Raw genomic sequence first — 18,803 nt, 5'->3', positions numbered from 1 at the left:
GACGGCGGCCGGGCAGGCGGTCACTCAACCCGGCTGCCCGACCGCCCTTGGGAAATGGCTTTGGAGAATGGCTTGGCCGGGGGAGCGTCACCTCGGTGAGTCGTGGACGCGATGACGCTAGAATGGTTTCATGAGTTTGCCTCCAGACCCCTTCGAAAACCAGCCCATGGGAAACCCCGAGCGCAGCGGCGGCTCAACAGCCGTCATTGAGCGCGAGGAATTGCGCCAACAAGTTGAACCGGGTGACAGCGAGCGGTTCTCGCACTATGTGCGCAAGGAAAAGATCATGGAGTCGGCCATGTCCGGCGATCCAGTTGTGGCGCTGTGCGGCAAGGTCTGGACGCCGGGGCGCGATCCCAAGAAGTTCCCCGTGTGCCCCGATTGCAAGGCCATCTATGACGGGTTGATGCCTGAAGGTGGCAAGGGCAAGGGACCCAAGAAGCCCAAGAAATAGTTCGGGCCGTAATTATTGTTTGGAACGGCGCAATGCCGTTGATTGGCCGCGCCCGGAATTGGCTGCGGAGATGTGAAAGAAGTGATTGGATGGCGGGAATTTCGTGACGGAGACTTTGTTTGGTGGCCCGTCGCTGCCTCCGGCCTACCCTGAGCGTGCCGCGTGGGGAACCGCCCAGAAGCTCAGGGCCTGGCAGTCCGAGGCCATGGAAAAGTATTTCCTGGAAAGTCCCAAGGACTTTCTGGCAGTGGCCACCCCGGGTGCTGGAAAGACCACGTTTGCCCTGCACATCGCGACGCAGCTGATCGCCCGCGGCAGCATCAACAGGGTCACGATCGTCACCCCCACCGACCACCTGAAACGCCAGTGGGCGGATGCCGCCGCGAGGGTCGGCATCGCGATCGATCCCAACTTCAAGAATGCGGACGGCCGCCACGGCAAGGGATTTGTTGGCGTGGCCGTGACGTATGCCCAGGTGGCCAGCAAGCCGATGCTGCACCGGGCCAAGACAGAGGTAGCGAAGACCCTTGTCATCCTGGATGAAATCCACCACGGCGGCGACGCCCTGTCCTGGGGTGACGGCATCCGCGAGGCATTTGACCCCGCAGTGCGGCGGCTGGCCTTGACGGGAACGCCATTCCGCTCCGACACGGCAGCCATTCCCTTCGTGGAATACGCCGAGGACAAGGATGGGATCCGCCGCTCCAAGGCCGACTACACCTACGGCTACGGGGAAGCGCTGAAAGACCATGTGGTCCGCCCCGTCATGTTCATGGCCTACTCGGGCCAGATGCGCTGGCGCACGAGCGCCGGCGAGGAAATGGCTGCCAGCCTTGGCGAGGCAGTCACCAAGGACGTCACCGCCCACGCCTGGCGCACGGCCCTGAACCCGGCAGGGGAGTGGATTCCCGCCGTGTTGGCCGCGGCCGACAAACGCCTCACCGAGGTGCGCCGTGCCGTGCCCGACGCCGGAGCCATGGTGATTGCCACCGACCATGAGGATGCCCGGGCCTATGCGGCCCAGCTAAAGAAGATCACGGGTGAATCGCCCACCGTGATCTTGTCCGATGACGCCAAGGCTTCCGACAAGATCGACGAATTCTCTGCCGGCGACAAGCGCTGGATGGTTGCTGTGCGGATGGTGTCCGAAGGTGTTGACGTGCCCCGTTTGGCCGTCGGTGTCTATGCCACCTCGACCGCGACGCCGTTGTTCTTCGCCCAGGCCGTGGGCCGCTTTGTGCGCGCCCGGAAGAGGGGGGAGACGGCGTCGATCTTCCTGCCCTCGGTCCCCAACCTGATGGAACTGGCCAACCAGCTGGAACTTGAGCGGGACCACGCCCTTGACCGCCCCGACAAGGACCCCGACGGCTTCATCGAGGAAGACGACGAGATGGAGGAGGCCAACCGTGAGGAAAAGGCCTCCGACACCCTGGAAAAATTCAAGTTTGAGGCTCTGGAATCGCAGGCGTCCTTTGACCGCGTGTTGTTCGACGGCGGCGAATTCGGCACCGGCGGCGCCATCGGCAGCGATGATGAAATGGATTTCCTCGGCATCCCCGGACTGCTGGACGCCGAACAGATGGGCGTCCTGCTCCGCCAACACCAGGCGGACCAGCAAACCCGCAGGAGCAAAAAAGCCCCGGCCGCCGAGCCGGAGGCGCCACCGCTGATTGACCACCGCATGCTCATGGACCTGCGTGGCGAGCTGGCCAAGAACGTTTCAGCGTGGAGTGCCCGGTCCGGGATGCCCCACGGCATGGTGCACAGCGAGCTGCGGCGCATCTGCGGCGGACCGGCGGTGGCCCAGGCCAACGAATCCCAGCTGCAGACCCGGCTGAAGAAGCTCCAGGACTGGTTCATCGGCCGCAAATAGAACTAGCCCGCAGAAGTGGTTGCTAAATCAACCGTAAATGGATGATTCAGCAACCACTTCTGCGGGCCAGTTGCCGGGAGCGGGACTATTTGACCTCTACGCCGGCGTCTTCGAGCTCCTCGAGGGCTTCCTCGATGGCGTCCTCGTCGATGCCCGTGATGTACTCGCGCAGCACGGTGGTGTTGTAGCCGGCGTTGACGGCATCCAGGGCCGTGGCGCGGACGCAGTGCTCGGTGGCGATGCCAACGATGACGACGTCGTCGACCTCGTTTTCACGCAGCCAGTCATCCAGGCTCACGGGCGCCTCGGCGTCCTCCTCGGCTGCTTCGTGGGCTTCGCGTTCGCCCACCGCGACCTCGTCCTCAGGGGCCAGCAGCCCGTCGAAGCCTGAGTAGGCGGCGTCAAACTTGCCCTTGCGGAAGTACGCGTCGATGTCCTCGGTGTCCAGGTTGCGGTGCAGGGCGGCACCCTTGGAACCGGCAACGCAGTGCACCGGCCAGCTCGTGCGGAAGTCAGGGGTGTCGGAGAAATGCGCCCCCGGGTCGACGTGCCAGTCCTGGGTGGCAACAACAAAGTCCAGGTCCAGGGAATTTTCCATCAGTTCACTGATCTGGGTCGCCAGGTCGGCGCCGCCGTCAACGGCAAGGGAGCCGCCTTCGCAGAAATCATTCTGCAGGTCGACAATGATGAGGGCCTTGGGCATGGGGTTGCTCCTTTTAGTTCGCTGCGGACTGGTTTGCCGCAGGTATTGCTTGTTCATACTCGGTGGGGATCACGGGCTCCCCGCGCTGGAGCCGCCGTGCGGCACCGGGCAGTTCAGCCATGGACGCGGCATGTCGGGCGGTGGCCCGCTCCACGCCTTCGGAACCGGTCCAGCCCGGCACCAGCACGCCGTCGACCATGAACTGCTCCAGCAACACCCTGTCATTGCTGTCGCCGGCGGGACTGTGCCCGATGCCGACAACCTCGCTGGTGGCAATGCCGGCGGCATTCAAGCGGCGCGTGGTGTACTTTCGTCCACCGACGCTGGCCTTGTTCTTTGCAGCCTTCGCCACTGAAACAAATTCGCCGTCGTCGCCTTCACGGGACACCAATTTATACACCATGGAGGCCGTGGGCGCACCCGAACCTGTTACCAGGGACGTCCCGACGCCATAGGAGTCAACCGGTGCGGCGGCGAGGGCGGCGATGGCGTACTCGTCCAGGTCGCTCGTGACGGTGATGCGTGTGTTGGTGTTCCCGAGCGAATCCAGCAGGGCCCGGACGTCGCGCGCCTGGGCGAGCAGGTCCCCGGAATCCAGCCGGACGCCGCCCAGGGCGGGCCCCGCAATGGCGACGGCCTTGCGGACGGCGGCTTCGACGTCGTACGTGTCAACCAGCAACGTGGTGCCGGCGCCCATGGAACCGATTTGTGCGCGGAAGGCTTCCTCCTCGGAATCGTGCAGGAGGGTGAAGGAGTGGGCGGCGGTGCCTTGGGTCAGCACGCCGTAGCGCAGGCCGGCTTCAAGGTTGGAGGTGCTGTGGAACCCGGCGATCACGGCGGCGCGGGATGCGGCCACGGCGGATTCCTCGTGGGTGCGCCGCGAACCCATCTCGATGCACGGGCGGGAGCCGGCGGCGCCGATCATGCGGGAGGCGGCGGAGGCGATCGCTGAGTCGTGGTTGAGGATGGAAAGGACGTACGTTTCCAGGATGCAGGCCTCGGCAAACGTGGATTCAATCGTCAAAATGGGTGAATTCGGGAAGTAAAGTTCGCCCTCTGCATAACCGAAGACGTTGCCAGAGAACTTGAAATCGGCCAGCCACGCCAGGGTTTCGTCGTTGACGACGTTGTTTTGGGCCAGAAATTCCAGTTCTTCCGGGCCGAAACGGAACTGTTCCAGACCCTCCAGAATGCGTCCCGTGCCGCCCACAACGCCGTAGCGGCGGCCCTCAGGCAGGCGCCTGGCGAACGCCTCAAACACGCTGCGGCGGTGCGCCGCCCCGGAGTGCAAGGCGGCCTGGAGCATGGTCAGCTCGTAGTGATCCGTAAACAGTGATGTGCGGGGGTGGGCCCAGCTTGATGGCGTAGTCACGGAATTCACTTTAGTGCGGCAACACTAGAATGGACACATGAGTGTCAGCACAGCCCCGGAAACAGACCGGGAAGTCTCAACCAGCGAACTCATCTCCCCCGACATCCCGTGGGAATTAATCGTGTGGAACGACCCGGTTAATTTGATGAGTTACGTCAGTTACGTCTTCCAAAGTTATTTTGGCTATTCAGAGGCGAAGGCGGCGAAATTAATGCTTGAAGTTCACACGGAGGGCAAGTCCGCCGTGGCGCACGGAGCAAAGGAAAAAATGGAAGCACACGCTGTTGCCATGCACGGCTTCGGACTGTGGGCAACAGTGCAGAAGGGCGGCCCCCGTGGCTAAAGCCTTCTCCGCCGGCCGCCGCGGCATCACCGGCTTCCTGGAACCCGCCGAGCGCGACCTCCTGCGCAAGCTTTTCGCCGACATCATCACCATGCTGGAACCTGAAACCCCCGCACACGAGGACCCGCTGGCCGCGCTGATCGGCCTGGACATGGACGTCGCCGTCCCCGCGGACCCGGCCCTGCTGCGGCTGCTGCCCAACGCGGTGAAGGACGACGACGACGCGGCACTTGAGTTCCGCCAGCTCACCGAACGCTCGCTGCGGGAAACAAAGATCGGCGCGCTGCGTGCTGCCGCGCTGGGCCTGGAATCGGAGAAGCTGGTCCTCGACGACGAAGCCGCCAAGCTGTGGGCCATGGCCTTGAACGACGTCCGGCTGGTCCTGGCGGAACGGTTGGAGATCCGGGACGAAGAGGACGCCGAGAAGGTGCACGAGGTTCAGGACTGGGGTGAGGCGGACGACGTCGAAAGTTACCTGAGCCTGGTGTACAACTTTGTGTCCTGGCTGCAGGAGAGCCTGGTCCAGGCCATGCTGTCGGCACTGCAGCGCACCAAGTGAGCCGGCATGGCCCGAAAGTGTGTTCTTGGGCGCAAATGACACGCCTGCGCGCGGTGACAAACTATTGTTGAGACGACCATGAGCACAACACCAACAAGCCCAGCCGCTGACCGGCCCATCGGGATTTTTGATTCCGGGGTGGGCGGATTGACCGTTGCCCGGGCCGTCATCGACCAGCTGCCCAACGAATCGATCCTCTACGTGGGCGACACGGCGAACGGTCCGTACGGTCCGCTGCCCATTGCCGAGGTCCGTGCCAACGCCCTGGGCGTCATGGATGAGCTGGTGGACTCGGGGGTGAAGCTGCTCGTCATCGCCTGCAACTCGGCCTCCGCTGCGGTGCTGCGCGACGCCCGCGAACGGTACACGGCCCGCTACGGGATCCCCGTCATCGAAGTGATCCAACCGGCCGTTCGGCGTGCCGTTGCTGCGACGCGGGAGGGCCGGGTTGGTGTCATCGGCACCGTCGCAACCGTGGGCTCCCGCGCCTACGAGGACACGTTCGCCGCAGCCCCGAACCTGCGCATCACCTCCGTCGCCTGCCCCGACTTCGTGCGGTTTGTCGAGTCCGGCATCACGGCCGGCCCGGAACTGCTGTCCACGGCCGAGGCGTACCTGGCCCCGCTGAAGGCAGCCGCCGTTGACACGCTGGTGCTTGGCTGCACGCACTACCCGTTGCTGACGGGCGTCATTTCCTACGTGATGGGGGATTCGGTCACGCTGGTCTCCAGCGCCGAAGAAACAGCCAAGGACGTGTTCCGGGCCCTTGTCAGCCACGACCTTGAACGGCTGTCGGATACAGCCCCCACGCACCAATTCCTGTGCACCGGCGACGCCGACAACTTCGGTGTGCTGGCCAGGCGCTTCCTTGGACCCGAGGTCCACGGCGTGGAACAGGTCAGCCATGTCTCGGCACACTATCCCACCGGATCGCTTGCCCTGGTTACGGACGACATGTTGGCGGCAGCCCGGCAAACTGCGTCCGGAACTGTTGCCGGACGGGTCTCCAATTTTGTTTTGGCCGATTCGGTGGGCAGACTGGCTGTTCCGGGAGATGGCACGGGGGAGCGAACATGAAATTGACGATTGTTGGATGCAGCGGGTCCTTTCCCGGTCCGTCGTCGCCCGCGTCCTGCTACTTGTTGCAGGCACACGACGGCGTGCGTCCCTGGCGCGTGCTCATCGATTTGGGCAGCGGTGCCTTGGGGGCCGTGCAAAAATACATGGATCTGGAGGACATTGACGCGATCTTCCTCAGCCACCTGCACCCGGACCACTGCATGGACCTTTGCGGCCTGCACGTGGCGGTGCGCTGGAACCCCGATGGCTGGAACCGCGGCCGCATTCCAGTGTGGGGGCCGGCCGAAACAGCCGACCGGCTGGCGACCGCCTACGGCCTCGACCTTGATCCCGGCATGCGTGAAGAGTTTGACTTCATCAATTGGCAGGAACGCGAGCCTGTCACGGTGGGCCCGTTCAAAATAACCCCGTTTGCTGTCAACCACCCTGTCCCCGAGGCGTATGCGCTGCGGGTGGAAGTCACCGAATACGACGGCACAGGCCTTGACCGCACAGCCGTGCTGACTTATTCCGGCGACACGGACAGTTGCCAGGGCCTGGAAGACGCGGCACAGGACGCCAACTTGTTCCTCTGCGAGGCCGCCTTCGAAGAGGTCCGCGACGACCACATCAAGGACGTGCACCTGACAGGAAAGCGGGCCGGCGAGGCCGCAGCCCGTGCCAACGTCAAGCGGATGCTGCTGACCCACATCCCCGTCTGGACCGACACCAACAAGGTGGTGGCGGAAGCCCGAGAGGTGTTTGACGGCGACGTGGCCGCTGCCGTGGCCGGCGTGCATTACACGATCTAGCTGCCTTTTGTGAGGTGCCATTTGCTGGGAATATCCTCCGAAAGGATTATCCCCTTATCCGTTCGAGGCGGCTAGGATCGGTGGCAGGAAAGGGCGGCAGCCGCCGTCGAACTTCATTAGCAAAGGACGCCAGCCATGAGCGACATGCCACGCTACAACCCCGAACCAGCCGAATTTTCCCAGGGCCAGGGACAGGGACAGATTCAGGCGCCCGTCAGGCCGTCCATCATGAACACCATCTTCTTCATGCTCATCGGTGCCGCCGTGCTGCAGATCATTGCCACCATTTTTGGTGTCCTGAACATGCAGTCCGATGAATCTCGCACGGAACTGGTGGAGAAGCTTGAGGCCCAAGGTGCGCAAAACTTCGACGCCAACATGATCGATACGACCATCTTGGTTTCCACTGGCACCGCGATCGTCATGGCCGTGGTGTCCGTCATTCTGTATGTGCTGATTGGCCTGTTCATCAAGATGGGCATGGGCTGGGCCCGCATTGTGGGTGTCGTGCTGGCCGTTGCCTCGCTCTCCCTGCTCTGGGGTTTGACCATGCCCGGCGGGATCGCCACGATTCTGCAGGTGCTGCTCGGCATCGGCGCCATGGTGTTGTGCTTCACCGGGCCCGCCGCCGTGTACTTCAAGGAGAAGAAGAACTTCAAGCTGGCCACGAAGGGCCGCTAGCCCCCGCACACGATTGCGGACCTGATCCCGTTCCCCTTTCCGACACCAGAACCCTGGCGTCGGAAAGGGGAGCGGGATCTTTTTTGTTTGCGCCCACTGCCCTCCTCGGCCGGTAGCGCCTCCCGACCTCCCCAGCCTCGCTGCGCTCGGCCGTGGCCCCTCGGCCGGTAGGCTTACTTCATGACTTCCACTGAAACACTCCGCGCCGACGGGCGCACCAACGACCAGCTCCGCGACATCACCATCACCCGCGGTTGGTCCAAGCAGGCCGAAGGTTCGGCCCTGATCGAATTCGGCAACACCCGCGTGCTCTGCACGGCCTCCTTGACTCCCGGCGTGCCCCGCTGGCTCAAGGGCGAAGGCACCGGCTGGGTCACGGCCGAATACGCCATGCTGCCGCGCGCCACAAACACCCGCAACTCCCGCGAGTCCGTCAAGGGCAAGATCGGCGGCCGGACGCACGAGATCTCCCGCTTGATCGGCCGCTCACTGCGTTCCATCATCGACACCAAGGCCCTCGGCGAGAACACGATCGTCCTGGACTGCGACGTCCTGCAGGCCGACGGCGGCACCCGCACCGCAGCAATCACCGGCGCCTACGTTGCCCTGGCCGAGGCCATCGCATTCGCCAAGGAAAACAAGCTGATCGCCAAGAACGCGCAGCCGCTGATCGACACGGTCTCGGCCATCTCCGTCGGCATCATCGACGGAGTCCCCATGCTTGACCTGCCCTACGTTGAGGATGTCCGTGCCGAGACCGACATGAACGTCGTCGTCACCGGTTCCGGCAAATTCGTCGAGGTCCAGGGCACCGCGGAAGGTGCACCGTTCGACCGCGACGAGCTCAACCAGCTTCTGGACCTGGCCTTGATCGGCACCACCGAACTGGCCCAGATCCAGCGCGAAACGCTCGCCGGCTGATGACAGCGCCAAAGCTGGTCCTGGCCACGCACAACCAGGGGAAGCTGCGGGAGCTCCGCGAGCTGCTCCGCGGTCAGGTCCCCGGACTGGATGTTGACACTGACGTGGTCGACGCCGGAGCGATCGGTGCGCCGGATGTCGCCGAAACAGGGGTCACCTTCGCGGAAAACGCGCGGCTGAAGGCCCACGCCGTGTCCCAGTTCAGCGGCGCCCTTGCCATCGCCGATGATTCTGGCCTGGCCGTGGATGTGCTCGGCGGTGCCCCCGGCATCTTCTCGGCGCGCTGGGCAGGCGCCCATGGCGACGATGAAGCGAACCTGAAGCTGCTGCTGGCCCAGCTTGGCGACATCGCCGCCGAACACCGGGGAGCACGGTTCGTCTGCGCCGCGGCCTTGGCAAGCCCGGATGGCACGCTGGATGTTGTGGAGGAGGGGACCCTTGACGGAACCCTGTTGCCGGAACCCCGCGGTGACGGCGGCTTCGGCTACGACCCCATCCTGCAGCCGGTTGGACTGGACCGTTCATGCGCCGAGCTGACAAGTGCCGAGAAGAACGCCATCAGCCACCGCGGCAACGCGTTTCGGGCGCTGCTGCCGCACATCGTGAAGGCCCTCGCCAGCTAGGCTGCGCACACCACATCGACTTTGCACTTATTCGACTGGAAGGCGCTTCCCGGAGCCGAATCCGTCCAACAACTGCAAACTCGAACCCTGGGTGGGGGAAAACGACGGCGACCCCCGGCACCATGCCGGAGGTCGCCGTCGTACTACCGGATTGCTAGTTTCCTAGCCGGGCAGGCGCCATTGTCTCGAGCCAGGGAAGCATGGTGGGCAACGCCCGCAGCGCAGCGAGCCCGTGCCCGGTCTTGGGGAGCACTTCGCTGGTGACTTTTGTGCCGAGTGCTTGCTGCTTGGCCACGAATGCGGCAGTGATTTCCGGTCGTACGAGTGTGTCGTCAGCGCCTTGAGCGACAAAGAGCGGCATCTGAAGTTTGCTTCCGCCAGGCGTATTCTCGCCCAACAGAGTTGCCCACGGTTCCGTCGAGGCAGGGTCGGCGGCGAGGAAATTACCCAGCAGGGGGCGGCTGATGTCGTGCAATTGGCTATTCTGCCCCAGCAGACACAGGCCCGCCATGTGGGGCAGTGCCGCCACGGCGGGGGCGGTTAGGATATTCCTCGGATCCGCTCCGCGCGTCCTCTGGTAGACGGAGGTGTACGAGTCGAACGCATAGGCAGCGATGGTTACTCCCGAGATGTCGGCGATGTCAGCATCCAGGAGTGCCGCGAGGTTTACGGCAGGTGCGGCGACGGCGATGGCCTGCACCTTGAGCTCCGGGGCGTAGGACTCCGCCAGTTCAGCCGCGAAGAGCGCGGCATGGCCTCCCTGGGAGTGCCCCCAGAGCGCCACGCGGCTGCTCGCCCCGACGTCCAGCCTGCCTGCGGCCCGTACCGCATCCAGCATGTTGCGCCCTTCAGTGCCGCCGACGAGGAAAGAATCGGGGCCGGGCGCGCCCATGCCTGCGTAGTCGGTGGCGACGACAACGTAGCCGCGGTCAAGCAACGACTTCATGCCCTCGATGAGGTCGAAGGGATCGATGCCCACCGAGGGGGCGCAGCGGGTTCGTGTCCCTGTGGTCGGGTGCCCCCATGACACCACTGTGCGGCCGCCCTCGGGTGCAGGCCCCTCCGGAGCCGCCACCACGCCGGAGACGAGGATCCCGTTGCCGTAAAGGTCTTTCGAGTGGTACAGCACCCGCCAAGCGTTGACGCCGTCCGGTGCACTCGCCAGTGGCTCGCTGCGCACGAGCTCTCCTGGGGCGCCGGTTGGCAGCGGCGTGGGCAGGGCATAAAAGGGCCCCTCCGACGCCTCCTCCGCGACGCCTTCGACGATCCGCCGGGAGCACGAGTATCCACCGAGCAGTCCCAGCATGAGCACGGCGGCCACAGCGAAGGCCGCCACCCTTGACGAGATGCGCGGGTGTTTCCGGTGGCGGACCAAGATGTCCATGATCGAGGTGGCGGCTGACCGCGGCAGCGGTCAGCCGACCCCCGGCACCCGGCCGGCGAGCCAGTCGAACACCCGTTGTTCCGTGAGCTCGCGTCCGAGCGGCTGGCAATGTCCGTTGGCGCCTTCTGTGGCCGAGAATTCCATGAGTTCGGCTCCCTCAACCAGTGCGGCAAGTTCCTGGGACTGCCCTGGAAAGAACTGGTCGTCCTCGGGGGCAGTGACAAGCAGCGGGGTGGTGACCTGCGCCGCCACGTCCCGCACGGTGTACTTGCGGACCTCATCAAGCGTCGCCGAATACCCTGACGTGCCGTAGGGCCGCGAGCGGAAGGTCCAGGTTGCCGCCGTTGCCTTTCCCCCTGGCAGTTTCATCCCGATGGCCATGTTGCGATCAAATTTCCCCTTCTCGCCCCTGCCATAGAGGGTCTGCAGCGACCGTGGAATCTGGCTTAACCACGACGTCGACACATCCACCACCCCGCCGTCCACCACCGCTGCCGCGAAACGATGTTCAAACGCAAGGACGCGTGGCACCCAGTAACCAGCTTGGCTGACGCCGTAAAGCACCAGTCGCGCCGTGTCAACGTCCCCGCGCGAGGCCAGAAAGTCCACGACGGGAGTGATGACTGCCTCCCAATCTGGCCGGAAACTTGTCCCGCGTTCGAAAAGCATCGACTGCTGGCCGGGCCCGTCGAACAGCAGCACGTTGTATCCGCGTTCGATTGCCCCTTCAGCGCCCTCGCACCACAGGCCGCTGATTGAGCCATCGCTGCCATTGTTCATTACGAAGGTTGGACGGGCCCTCATGGAGTCGTCGGGGCGAACGAACCAACCGGGCAGGCTGGTTTTTTCGTAGGGGATGTCAACACGTTCCGCTGCCCAGGCGGACTCGTCCACGAAGGATTCCCACGCCGCCCGATGGGCCCTGAACGTCGGCAGGAGCTGCGCGGTGTCAGGCAGGCCGTCAATGGCTTCGAGCGCGACGGCGTAATAGTTGGCGGCGCGCAGAAAAGCCCGCGCCGCGCTGACTCGGTGTCCGCCGCGCTGGCTTGTTGCCGCCGTGGCGGCGATGCGGTCGGCGAGCTGGGTCCATGCCTCGAACCATCCGGGGTGGTCCCCGGATTTCACTCCGGTGATCGTCGCCAGCACCTCACCGGCATCAGCGCCACCACGGGCGGTCTTGCCCAGGATGGAACGGACGGCGAAGTCGAATCCGCCGTGGTAAAAACCGGTGGCAAAAATTTCATGGGGTTTTGGGAACAGCCGCTCACGGGCATTCAAACCGGCGAAACCCATGTCTGTCCCCAATCAAAGTTTGCGGAGAAAGCCTTCCTGCGACAACGACAACGACAGCCACCGCAAGAACAGTGCGTAGTTCAAAAATAGTGCAAGGCCGGTACCACGTAAATAGTTGGGCATGCATCAACACAAAGGCGACCCCCGGCACACAAACCGGGGGTCGCCGTCGTACTTTAAGAATTGAGCCTGTTGAGGCCGGGTCTAAGCCTGCTCGGAGTCCGGCTGGGGCTGCTGTGACTTCTTCTTGCGGGCGGAGGCGATGGCCCGCAGGAACTCGATGCCGATCGGGATGATCGAGACGGCCACGATGGCGATGAAGATGATGTCGAGGTTGTCGCGCACCCACGGCACCTTGTTGCCCAGGATGTAGCCCAGCAGCGTGATGCCGCCGGCCCACAGGATCGCGCCGATGGCGTTGAAGAGCACGAACTTGCGCATGTCCATCTTGGCCACGCCCACGATTACGGGGACAAAGGTGCGCACAATCGGGACGAAGCGGGCCAGGATCAAGGCCTTGCCGCCGTGCTTTTCAAAGAATGCGTGGGCGGTGTCGACGTGCTGCTTCTTGAAGAGCCTTGATTCGGGTTTGTTGAAGATGGCGGGGCCGGCCTTGTAGCCGATGAAATACCCCAGCTGGTTTCCGATGAATCCGGAGACGATCAGCAGAGCCATCAAAACCCAGATGTTTACGGGCATGGTGCCGGTGCTCACCAGCAGCCCCGCCGTGAACAGCAGGGAGTCGCCGGGGAGGAAGAACCCCACCAGCAGGCCGGTTTCGGCGAAGATGATGGCGCAGGCGATGACGACGACCCACGCGCCGATGGCCTCGTTGCCGAGGATCGTCATGGGGTCCAGCCAGTCAGGCAGCAGGCCGAGGGAAGGAACGGCTCCGTGTCCCACAAGCGCGGGCAGGGCAGAGTCAGTCAAAGCAGTAATGATCACGGTTCAAGATTACGTTACTTCCCTGACAGCGCCCTCCACCCTTAGGAGGACATTGGGGGTTGACTTCCACCCGGATGGTTATATGGTTAGTTACATGAGTAACGAACCAATGGGGCTGGCGCGGTTGCCCGCACGCGGGGAGGTGGTTGTTGGTGATCGATGACAGCAGGCCGATCTTCCTGCAGATTGCAGAGATGATCGAAAACGACATTGTGGACGGCGTCCTGGCCGAGGAGGCACAGGTTCCCTCCACCAATGAATTTGCGGCGTTCCACCGGATCAACCCGGCCACCGCGGCCAAGGGTGTGAACCGGCTGGTGGATGACGGAATCCTTTACAAGAAACGGGGAATTGGCATGTTTGTTGCCACCGGTTCCCGGGCCGTCCTGGTGGACCGGCGCCGGGAGGACTTTTATGAACAATTCGTCCGCCCGCTGGGCCGGGAAGCCCGCAAGCTGGGGATCGATGCCGATCAGCTGCTGGCCATGATGGCCCGCGAAGCGGCCTCGGGCGCAGCCTCTGGCGTGGACAATATGACAGTTACCGAGAAAGAAGGGGCGCTATGAGCATTCCCATCGTTCAAGTGCACAACCTCTCCCGGAGGTACCGGGATGTCACGGCGCTCGACGGCGTCAATCTCACCTTGGAGCAGGACAAGATCTACGGACTGCTGGGCCGAAACGGCGCCGGCAAGACGACCCTCATGTCCATCCTGACCGCGCAGGGCTTTGCCAGCTCGGGCGACGTGCAGGTCTTTGGCGAACGTCCCTATGAAAACGAAAAGGTGCTCAGCCGGATCTGCTTCATCAGGGAAGCCCAAAAGTACCCGGATGATTTCAAGCCGGTGCACGCGTTCAAGGCGGCCGCCCTCTTTTACAAGAACTGGGACCACGCCATGGCGCTGAAGCTTGCGGAGGAATTCCAGCTGCCCATGAAGCGGCGCATCAAGAAACTATCGCGCGGCCAGCTTTCGGCGGTCGGGGTCATCATCGGCCTGGCCTCCCGGGCGGAGCTGACGTTCTTTGACGAGCCGTACCTGGGCCTTGACGCGGTGGCCAGGCAGCTCTTCTACGACCGCCTGCTCGCCGATTATGCCGAGTTCCCGCGCACCATCGTGCTGTCCTCGCACCTGATCGACGAAGTGGCAAACCTGCTCGAACACGTCATCATCATCGACAAGGGCCGCATCCTGGTGGACGACGACGCCGAGAACATCCGTGGTTCGGCGGTCAATGTGGCAGGGACGAGCGCCCGTGTCGAGTCGTTCGCGGCCGGGCGGACCATCCTGCACCGCGAAAACGTTGGCGCCTTGGTCTCACTGACGATTGACGGCGCACTGAGTTCCGCCGAACGCCGCGAGGCACAGGAGCTGGGACTGGAATTGAGCCCGGTCTCGCTGCAGCAATTTGTCATTAGAAAGACGCTCGACGCCGGAGCTCCCCTTGCGGACACGGCCGACGGCGCCGAGCCGGTCAAGCCCGCCGGCACAGCAACCCGGACGGGAGCCATGCGATGAGCGCCACATTGAACGCCACGAACAGCACACTGAACCCCAACGCCAGACACCGCGCCCTCGGGGTTGTCCGGATGCAGCTCATCAACAAATGGACATTTCTGGGCATACCGGCGGTCATCATTGCCGGGTCGTTCCTGTTCAGCGCCGTCATTTGGGCGCTGATTCCGGATTCGGTGGGGGTGAAGTACTCCGGCGCCGGCCAGGCCGTCATGTGGTATTTCTTCGGCCTCGGCATCCAGTCGCTGACATTGAGCTTCCCGTTCTCGCAGGGACTGAGCGTGAGCCGGCGCAACTTCTTCCTCGGCACGGTGGGCCTGTTCACGGTCCTCGCCGCAGCCATCTCCGCCCTCTACGTGGTCCTTGGCATCATCGAGAAGGCCACAAACGGCTGGGGCCTGCAGGGCCAGATGTTCGCCCTGGAATGGGTCGCCGAGAAATCCTGGTTCATCCAATGGTTTTTCTACTTCGTCCTCATGATGTTCCTGTTCCTGCTCGGATTCTGGGCTGCCACCGTCTACAAGCGCTGGCAGGCCACCGGGGTGCTGGTCATGACCCTGTCGGCGGCAGTGCTGCTGGTGGGCGCCATCGCCCTCATCACCCTGCAGGGCTGGTGGCCGGCCGTCGGCGCCTGGATCATCGCGCTGACCCCGCTCTCATTGGGCGTCTTCGCACTGCTCCTGGTGCTCGTGCTGGGCGGCGCCGCGTACCTGACCCTGCGCCGCGCCACCCCGTAATACGGACGGGACACGGCAAGTGCAAGGAAGGTGCGGAGGACCTGACCCTGGACGTCATCAGCGAACTACGAGAACGAACGGGCCTCAAGGTGGTAGTCACGAAGGCCGCAGGCTCGGCAATCCAGTCAGCGGCCTTCTTGGGGTCTCCGCACTGTCGTTGTGCTAAGCGTCCAAGATCCTCACCAGCTGGCTAACAAATGCCACTGGATCCGTCGCGTGCACGAGGTGACCGGCGTCGACGGTGACCATTCGACCGTCCGGGACGACGCTCACCAGATCGGCTATCGCCTTCGGCGGGACATGACTCCGTGCGCCGCCAGCGACCACCAGAGTGGGGGCTGCGATCGAGGCCACAACCCGGGACCAGCTTGGATCGAAGTTGTCGATTTCTCGGCGCACCTGCTCCACAACTTCCCAGTCGAATGTCAGGACACCCGAGGGCTTGGATGGAGGAACCGGCAAACGAGGTTGAAGCAGCCCTATGTCCTCGAGCACAAGTCGGCGCACCAGGTCGGGACGTGCGGCAGCGACCTGGCAGGCCACAAGGCCGCCCAACGAGTGGCCGACAAGATCGACGGGGGCTTGGTCAAGACCCGCGTCCAATAGTCGCGTTATGTCTTCTGCCATCAGCCGGATCGCGTAAGTTCCCGGCCAGTCGCTGACACCATGGCCCCGTAGATTGACGGCGAACACGGTCCGTGACGAACTCAGTGCCGCCGCCACAACGTCCCAGTCTTCGGCGGATTCACCTGTGGCGGGCAGCAACACCACTGGTGGGCAATTAGACGGCTCTTCGGCGGTCCACGCCCGGACTGCCAGGGTGACGTTCCCGACAACTACGGATAGGTTTGTTGGCATCTGCCCACGTTCGCCCATTCGCGCGTGAACCGCCATCCAATTCGCTCTTGGCGCAGGTGTCGTGCCCAAGCGACCGAAGAACCACTTGTTTTCCGGACAACTCCGATGGCGCACAGAGGGTTGCCCTATCGGTGTCTCTTGGCCCGAGTGCCGAACTCGTCAAGAACCCGCACGACATCCTTCGCCAGCCAAATGCGGTTGCGTCTTCCGCTCGAGATTTGGGTCAAGATGCCGGCATCGACAAGGCGGTTGATAGCGACCTGGGCGTTGACGGTTGAAATACCAAGTTCAGTTGCAGCGGCGGCGCTGTCAATGACTGGCTGGCGAAGGAGGATACTCACGAGCCGGTGGGCCGCGGAGTCTCGTCTTGCCCTAACACGGTCGCGCCACTCAAGCTGGACGGTTTCCAGGTCGCCGACGAGGATGCGACCGTTGTGAACTGCCGCGAACGATGCCTCAGCGATGGCGCGGACTATCGGTGCGGTGTCCCCGGATCGGTAAGCTCCGAGCGCATCGAAATAACGACCCGTGTTGTGGAGCAAACCCGCGGAGACTGGAACGGTGACATTGCGCGTTAGCTGTCCTCCACGCAGCATCGCCTGGATAAGTGCTCGACCGGCTCTGCCATTGCCATCGGGGAATGGATGGATCGTTTCGAATTGGGCGTGGGCAATCGCGGTCTGAACAAGAAGAGGTAGGTCGACGCGATTGGCAAAGGTGACAAGATCGTCCATGAGTGCGGTGACTCGCTCGTGATGGGGCGGGACGAACTGTGCGGTATGGGGTCCGAGGATCCCTCCTCCGATCCACACTTGCCGATCGCGCCAATGGCCGACGATGTCGGGGCTGCTTTGCTCCAGTAGGGCGCGGTGCATTTCCAGGATGGCGTGGCCATCAATGGAATCGGACAGTGCGAGAGCTGCCTGCATGGCCCTGACGTTGCCCACGATCAGCTGCGCATTCTTCGAGGCATGCGCACCGAGCTCCGCCAAGGCGATCTGTCGGGCGCCGCTGGTAAGGTTCTCAATCTCTGAGCTGGAGGCACTTTCGGTGCGCAAGAGAATGGCTGCGAAGGGTGCTGCAATGTGCCCCACTTCGGCATCGAAGCGGGCAAGTTCACTGGCTGCTTCTTCGGTCAGTGCTTGCAGTTCGCCATCGATATGGATTTCCAGACCGGAAATGCATGGGGGCACCGCCGCCAGATAAGGTCCGGAAGCCCGGCGTCTTTGCGTGCGTGAGCCACACTTGTCTTGCATGTTGTGCCAGGGCCGCTCTTCATAGCTGAGTGATGGCCAGGCCACGTTCTGCTCAAACATTGACATGACTCAATCATACCAATGCTTAATTAATTAAGCATTGGTATGTGTCGTTGCAATTCTGATTTGCTTCACGCGACGCCGCCCGGCGGCCGAGTACGGTTTCCCAGGTCCCGCAGACCGTTCCCCTTATGAGACTGCAAAACCAATCCCCAGCCGGCAAGTTCGAGTCTTGCTGCCAACAGCAGTCAGGTCGTCGACTGGTGACGCGCTGATGAATCGAATTCCGGATCAGTGACACATGGCTTCGGGGCCTACTGTGACGCCCGGCTCGTGATGTGCCCGGTGTCGGTGCCCGGGGGTAGCCTAGAAGCGTGGCCTTGGACTTTACTGCAATCGATTTTGAAACCGCCAACGGATTTAGGGGATCTCCCTGTTCCGTCGGTTTGACGAAGGTTCGTGGCGGGGTGATCGTCGATGAGGGGTACTGGCTCATGCGCCCGCCCGAGGGGCACGACCACTTCGATTCGCGCAACATCACCATCCACGGCATCACGCCCGACGACGTCGCCGCTTCGCCCCGCTTTGCGCAGGTGTTTCCCGAGGTGCACGCATTCATCGGTGCAGATGCCCTCGTGGCCCACAATGCCGCCTTCGACATCGGCGTGATCCGCTCGGCCTCCGAGGTGTCGGGCCTGCCCGCCCCCGCCTTTGACTACGCCTGCACTGTGGTCTTGTCGCGCAAGAATTATTCGCTGCCGTCGTACTCGCTGCCGTTTGTGGCCGAGGCTGCCGGCGTGCCGTTGCTGAACCACCACGACGCCACCGAGGACGCCCGCGCCTGCGCCGGGATCATGGTCGACATTGCCGCCAAGCACGGGGCTGCTTCCGTCCGGGACGTCTTCGCCGCGATGAAGCTGGCCATGCCGCACATCGACTCCTACGACCCTGCCACCGACGACATGTCAAAGGCCACGCGCTCGGCGCTGGAAAAGATGGCTGAACTGAAAGCCGGGCTGGCCAACGGCACGGCCCGGGCCGGACGTTCCAGCTGGTCAACGGAAGGGCCCAACCCCGTACCGAACCCGCACGCCGACATGACCCACCCGCTGTACGGGCAGACGCTGGTGTTCACCGGTGACATCGGCCTGGGCCGGCCCGAGGCGAAGGTCAGGGCCGCCGGCTACGGGGCGCAGTGCGCCAGCAGTGTGACACTGAAAACGACCGTGCTCGTGGTGGGCAGCGGCTTCACCGCAACAGACCTGCGCAGCGGCAGGCTCACCTCCAAGGCTGCTCGGGTGCTTGAACTGCAGCGCCGCGGCCAAGGCATCGAGGTGCTCTCCGAGGGCGAGTTCATGCAGATGATCGGCTAGGACGCCGAATCACAGCATCCGCCGGCGGGGGCTGGCGGTGCTCG

The 18,803-nt window shown here is 63.5% G+C and carries 20 protein-coding genes; 13 read left to right on the top strand and 7 right to left on the bottom strand.

Annotation, left to right across the window (positions count from 1 at the left end; genetic code table 11):
- Positions 1-130: 130 nt before the first annotated feature.
- The gene (locus ACT3TS_RS06490; RefSeq protein ID WP_444530683.1) at positions 131-454 is read left to right on the top strand and encodes a DUF3039 domain-containing protein; all 324 of its coding nucleotides are present in this window, start codon (positions 131-133) and stop codon (positions 452-454) included.
- A gap of 103 nt (positions 455-557) precedes the next feature.
- Positions 558-2,327 (top strand): DEAD/DEAH box helicase, encoded by a 1,770-nt coding sequence (locus ACT3TS_RS06485; protein WP_444530682.1) that lies wholly within the window; start codon positions 558-560, stop codon positions 2,325-2,327.
- Positions 2,328-2,412: 85 nt separating this feature from the next.
- Here ACT3TS_RS06485 and ACT3TS_RS06480 read toward each other — a convergent pair whose 3' ends face one another.
- Positions 2,413-3,030: an isochorismatase family protein gene (locus ACT3TS_RS06480; protein ID WP_444530681.1), complete on the bottom strand. Its 618-nt coding sequence runs from the start codon at positions 3,028-3,030 to the stop codon at positions 2,413-2,415.
- A 13-nt stretch (positions 3,031-3,043) separates the two neighbouring features.
- Positions 3,044-4,402, bottom strand: a complete 1,359-nt coding sequence (locus ACT3TS_RS06475) for a nicotinate phosphoribosyltransferase (protein WP_444530680.1) — start codon at positions 4,400-4,402, stop codon at positions 3,044-3,046.
- 37 nt (positions 4,403-4,439) lie between these two features.
- Between ACT3TS_RS06475 and clpS the strand changes: the two genes are divergently transcribed.
- The 7 genes from clpS (at position 4,440) to rdgB (ending at position 9,400) form a co-directional block, all read left to right on the top strand.
- Positions 4,440-4,745 carry an ATP-dependent Clp protease adapter ClpS gene (gene clpS / locus ACT3TS_RS06470; RefSeq protein ID WP_444530679.1) on the top strand — a complete coding sequence of 102 codons (306 nt, stop codon included), beginning with the start codon at positions 4,440-4,442 and terminating at the stop codon, positions 4,743-4,745.
- Positions 4,738-5,304, top strand: coding sequence for a DUF2017 domain-containing protein (locus ACT3TS_RS06465; RefSeq protein WP_444530678.1), 567 nt, complete (start codon positions 4,738-4,740; stop codon positions 5,302-5,304). The genes clpS and ACT3TS_RS06465 overlap by 8 nt, the downstream gene beginning before the upstream one ends.
- 78 nt (positions 5,305-5,382) lie before the next feature.
- The gene (gene murI / locus ACT3TS_RS06460) at positions 5,383-6,381 is read left to right on the top strand and encodes a glutamate racemase (protein ID WP_444530677.1); all 999 of its coding nucleotides are present in this window, start codon (positions 5,383-5,385) and stop codon (positions 6,379-6,381) included.
- Positions 6,378-7,175, top strand: coding sequence for an MBL fold metallo-hydrolase (locus ACT3TS_RS06455; RefSeq protein ID WP_444530676.1), 798 nt, complete (start codon positions 6,378-6,380; stop codon positions 7,173-7,175). Before murI ends, ACT3TS_RS06455 begins: the two co-directional genes overlap by 4 nt.
- A 135-nt stretch (positions 7,176-7,310) precedes the next feature.
- Positions 7,311-7,856: a hypothetical protein gene (locus ACT3TS_RS06450; RefSeq protein WP_444530675.1), complete on the top strand. Its 546-nt coding sequence runs from the start codon at positions 7,311-7,313 to the stop codon at positions 7,854-7,856.
- 180 nt (positions 7,857-8,036) lie between these two features.
- The gene (gene rph / locus ACT3TS_RS06445) at positions 8,037-8,777 is read left to right on the top strand and encodes a ribonuclease PH (RefSeq protein WP_444530674.1); all 741 of its coding nucleotides are present in this window, start codon (positions 8,037-8,039) and stop codon (positions 8,775-8,777) included.
- Positions 8,777-9,400 carry an RdgB/HAM1 family non-canonical purine NTP pyrophosphatase gene (gene rdgB, locus ACT3TS_RS06440; protein WP_444530673.1) on the top strand — a complete coding sequence of 208 codons (624 nt, stop codon included), beginning with the start codon at positions 8,777-8,779 and terminating at the stop codon, positions 9,398-9,400. The genes rph and rdgB overlap by 1 nt, the downstream gene beginning before the upstream one ends.
- A 154-nt stretch (positions 9,401-9,554) precedes the next feature.
- On the opposite strand, the gene ACT3TS_RS06435 is transcribed toward rdgB, so the two are convergent.
- The 3 genes from ACT3TS_RS06435 to ACT3TS_RS06425 form a co-directional block, all read right to left on the bottom strand.
- A complete protein-coding gene (locus ACT3TS_RS06435; RefSeq protein WP_444530672.1) occupies positions 9,555-10,784 on the bottom strand; it encodes an alpha/beta fold hydrolase in 1,230 nt (409 codons plus the stop codon).
- Between the two features lie 30 nt (positions 10,785-10,814).
- Entirely contained in the window at positions 10,815-12,077 is a 1,263-nt protein-coding gene (locus tag ACT3TS_RS06430) for an alpha/beta hydrolase family protein (RefSeq protein ID WP_444530671.1), read from the bottom strand.
- 204 nt (positions 12,078-12,281) lie between these two features.
- Entirely contained in the window at positions 12,282-13,007 is a 726-nt protein-coding gene (locus ACT3TS_RS06425; protein WP_444530728.1) for a VTT domain-containing protein, read from the bottom strand.
- Positions 13,008-13,174: 167 nt separating this feature from the next.
- On the opposite strand from ACT3TS_RS06425, the gene ACT3TS_RS06420 reads away from it, so the two are divergent.
- The 3 genes from ACT3TS_RS06420 to ACT3TS_RS06410 are packed head-to-tail and all read left to right on the top strand — an operon-like array spanning position 13,175 to position 15,272.
- Entirely contained in the window at positions 13,175-13,588 is a 414-nt protein-coding gene (locus ACT3TS_RS06420) for a GntR family transcriptional regulator (protein WP_444530670.1), read from the top strand.
- Positions 13,585-14,538: an ABC transporter ATP-binding protein gene (locus ACT3TS_RS06415; protein ID WP_444530669.1), complete on the top strand. Its 954-nt coding sequence runs from the start codon at positions 13,585-13,587 to the stop codon at positions 14,536-14,538. Before ACT3TS_RS06420 ends, ACT3TS_RS06415 begins: the two co-directional genes overlap by 4 nt.
- Positions 14,535-15,272, top strand: coding sequence for a hypothetical protein (locus ACT3TS_RS06410; RefSeq protein ID WP_444530668.1), 738 nt, complete (start codon positions 14,535-14,537; stop codon positions 15,270-15,272). The genes ACT3TS_RS06415 and ACT3TS_RS06410 overlap by 4 nt, the downstream gene beginning before the upstream one ends.
- Before the next feature lie 162 nt (positions 15,273-15,434).
- On the opposite strand, the gene ACT3TS_RS06405 is transcribed toward ACT3TS_RS06410, so the two are convergent.
- Together ACT3TS_RS06405 and ACT3TS_RS06400 are read right to left on the bottom strand one after the other, a co-directional pair.
- Positions 15,435-16,130, bottom strand: a complete 696-nt coding sequence (locus ACT3TS_RS06405) for an alpha/beta fold hydrolase (RefSeq protein WP_444530667.1) — start codon at positions 16,128-16,130, stop codon at positions 15,435-15,437.
- 125 nt (positions 16,131-16,255) lie between these two features.
- Positions 16,256-17,452: a Fic family protein gene (locus ACT3TS_RS06400; RefSeq protein WP_444530666.1), complete on the bottom strand. Its 1,197-nt coding sequence runs from the start codon at positions 17,450-17,452 to the stop codon at positions 16,256-16,258.
- Positions 17,453-17,760: 308 nt separating this feature from the next.
- Here ACT3TS_RS06400 and ACT3TS_RS06395 point away from each other — a divergent pair, with 308 nt between their 5' ends.
- Positions 17,761-18,759 carry an exonuclease domain-containing protein gene (locus ACT3TS_RS06395; protein WP_444530665.1) on the top strand — a complete coding sequence of 333 codons (999 nt, stop codon included), beginning with the start codon at positions 17,761-17,763 and terminating at the stop codon, positions 18,757-18,759.
- The last annotated feature ends 44 nt before the right edge of the window (positions 18,760-18,803 follow it).

The organism is Specibacter sp. AOP5-B1-6 (assembly GCF_052376555.1).
In the GTDB taxonomy this organism is placed as follows: Bacteria; Actinomycetota; Actinomycetes; order Actinomycetales; family Micrococcaceae; genus Specibacter.
Note: the sequence above shows the minus strand (reverse complement) of the source record. Positions and strands in the feature narration are given on the sequence as shown.

Coding starts and splice junctions, on each gene's coding strand:
- rph (WP_444530674.1), top strand. CDS start 8,037: ATGACTTCCACTGAAACACTCCGCGCCGACGGGCGCACCAACGACCAG.
- ACT3TS_RS06410 (WP_444530668.1), top strand. CDS start 14,535: ATGAGCGCCACATTGAACGCCACGAACAGCACACTGAACCCCAACGCC.
- ACT3TS_RS06405 (WP_444530667.1), bottom strand. CDS start 16,130: ATGCCAACAAACCTATCCGTAGTTGTCGGGAACGTCACCCTGGCAGTC.
- ACT3TS_RS06415 (WP_444530669.1), top strand. CDS start 13,585: ATGAGCATTCCCATCGTTCAAGTGCACAACCTCTCCCGGAGGTACCGG.
- ACT3TS_RS06480 (WP_444530681.1), bottom strand. CDS start 3,030: ATGCCCAAGGCCCTCATCATTGTCGACCTGCAGAATGATTTCTGCGAA.
- ACT3TS_RS06430 (WP_444530671.1), bottom strand. CDS start 12,077: ATGGGTTTCGCCGGTTTGAATGCCCGTGAGCGGCTGTTCCCAAAACCC.
- ACT3TS_RS06455 (WP_444530676.1), top strand. CDS start 6,378: ATGAAATTGACGATTGTTGGATGCAGCGGGTCCTTTCCCGGTCCGTCG.
- ACT3TS_RS06435 (WP_444530672.1), bottom strand. CDS start 10,784: ATGGACATCTTGGTCCGCCACCGGAAACACCCGCGCATCTCGTCAAGG.
- murI (WP_444530677.1), top strand. CDS start 5,383: ATGAGCACAACACCAACAAGCCCAGCCGCTGACCGGCCCATCGGGATT.
- ACT3TS_RS06400 (WP_444530666.1), bottom strand. CDS start 17,452: ATGTCAATGTTTGAGCAGAACGTGGCCTGGCCATCACTCAGCTATGAA.
- clpS (WP_444530679.1), top strand. CDS start 4,440: ATGAGTGTCAGCACAGCCCCGGAAACAGACCGGGAAGTCTCAACCAGC.
- rdgB (WP_444530673.1), top strand. CDS start 8,777: ATGACAGCGCCAAAGCTGGTCCTGGCCACGCACAACCAGGGGAAGCTG.
- ACT3TS_RS06490 (WP_444530683.1), top strand. CDS start 131: ATGAGTTTGCCTCCAGACCCCTTCGAAAACCAGCCCATGGGAAACCCC.
- ACT3TS_RS06450 (WP_444530675.1), top strand. CDS start 7,311: ATGAGCGACATGCCACGCTACAACCCCGAACCAGCCGAATTTTCCCAG.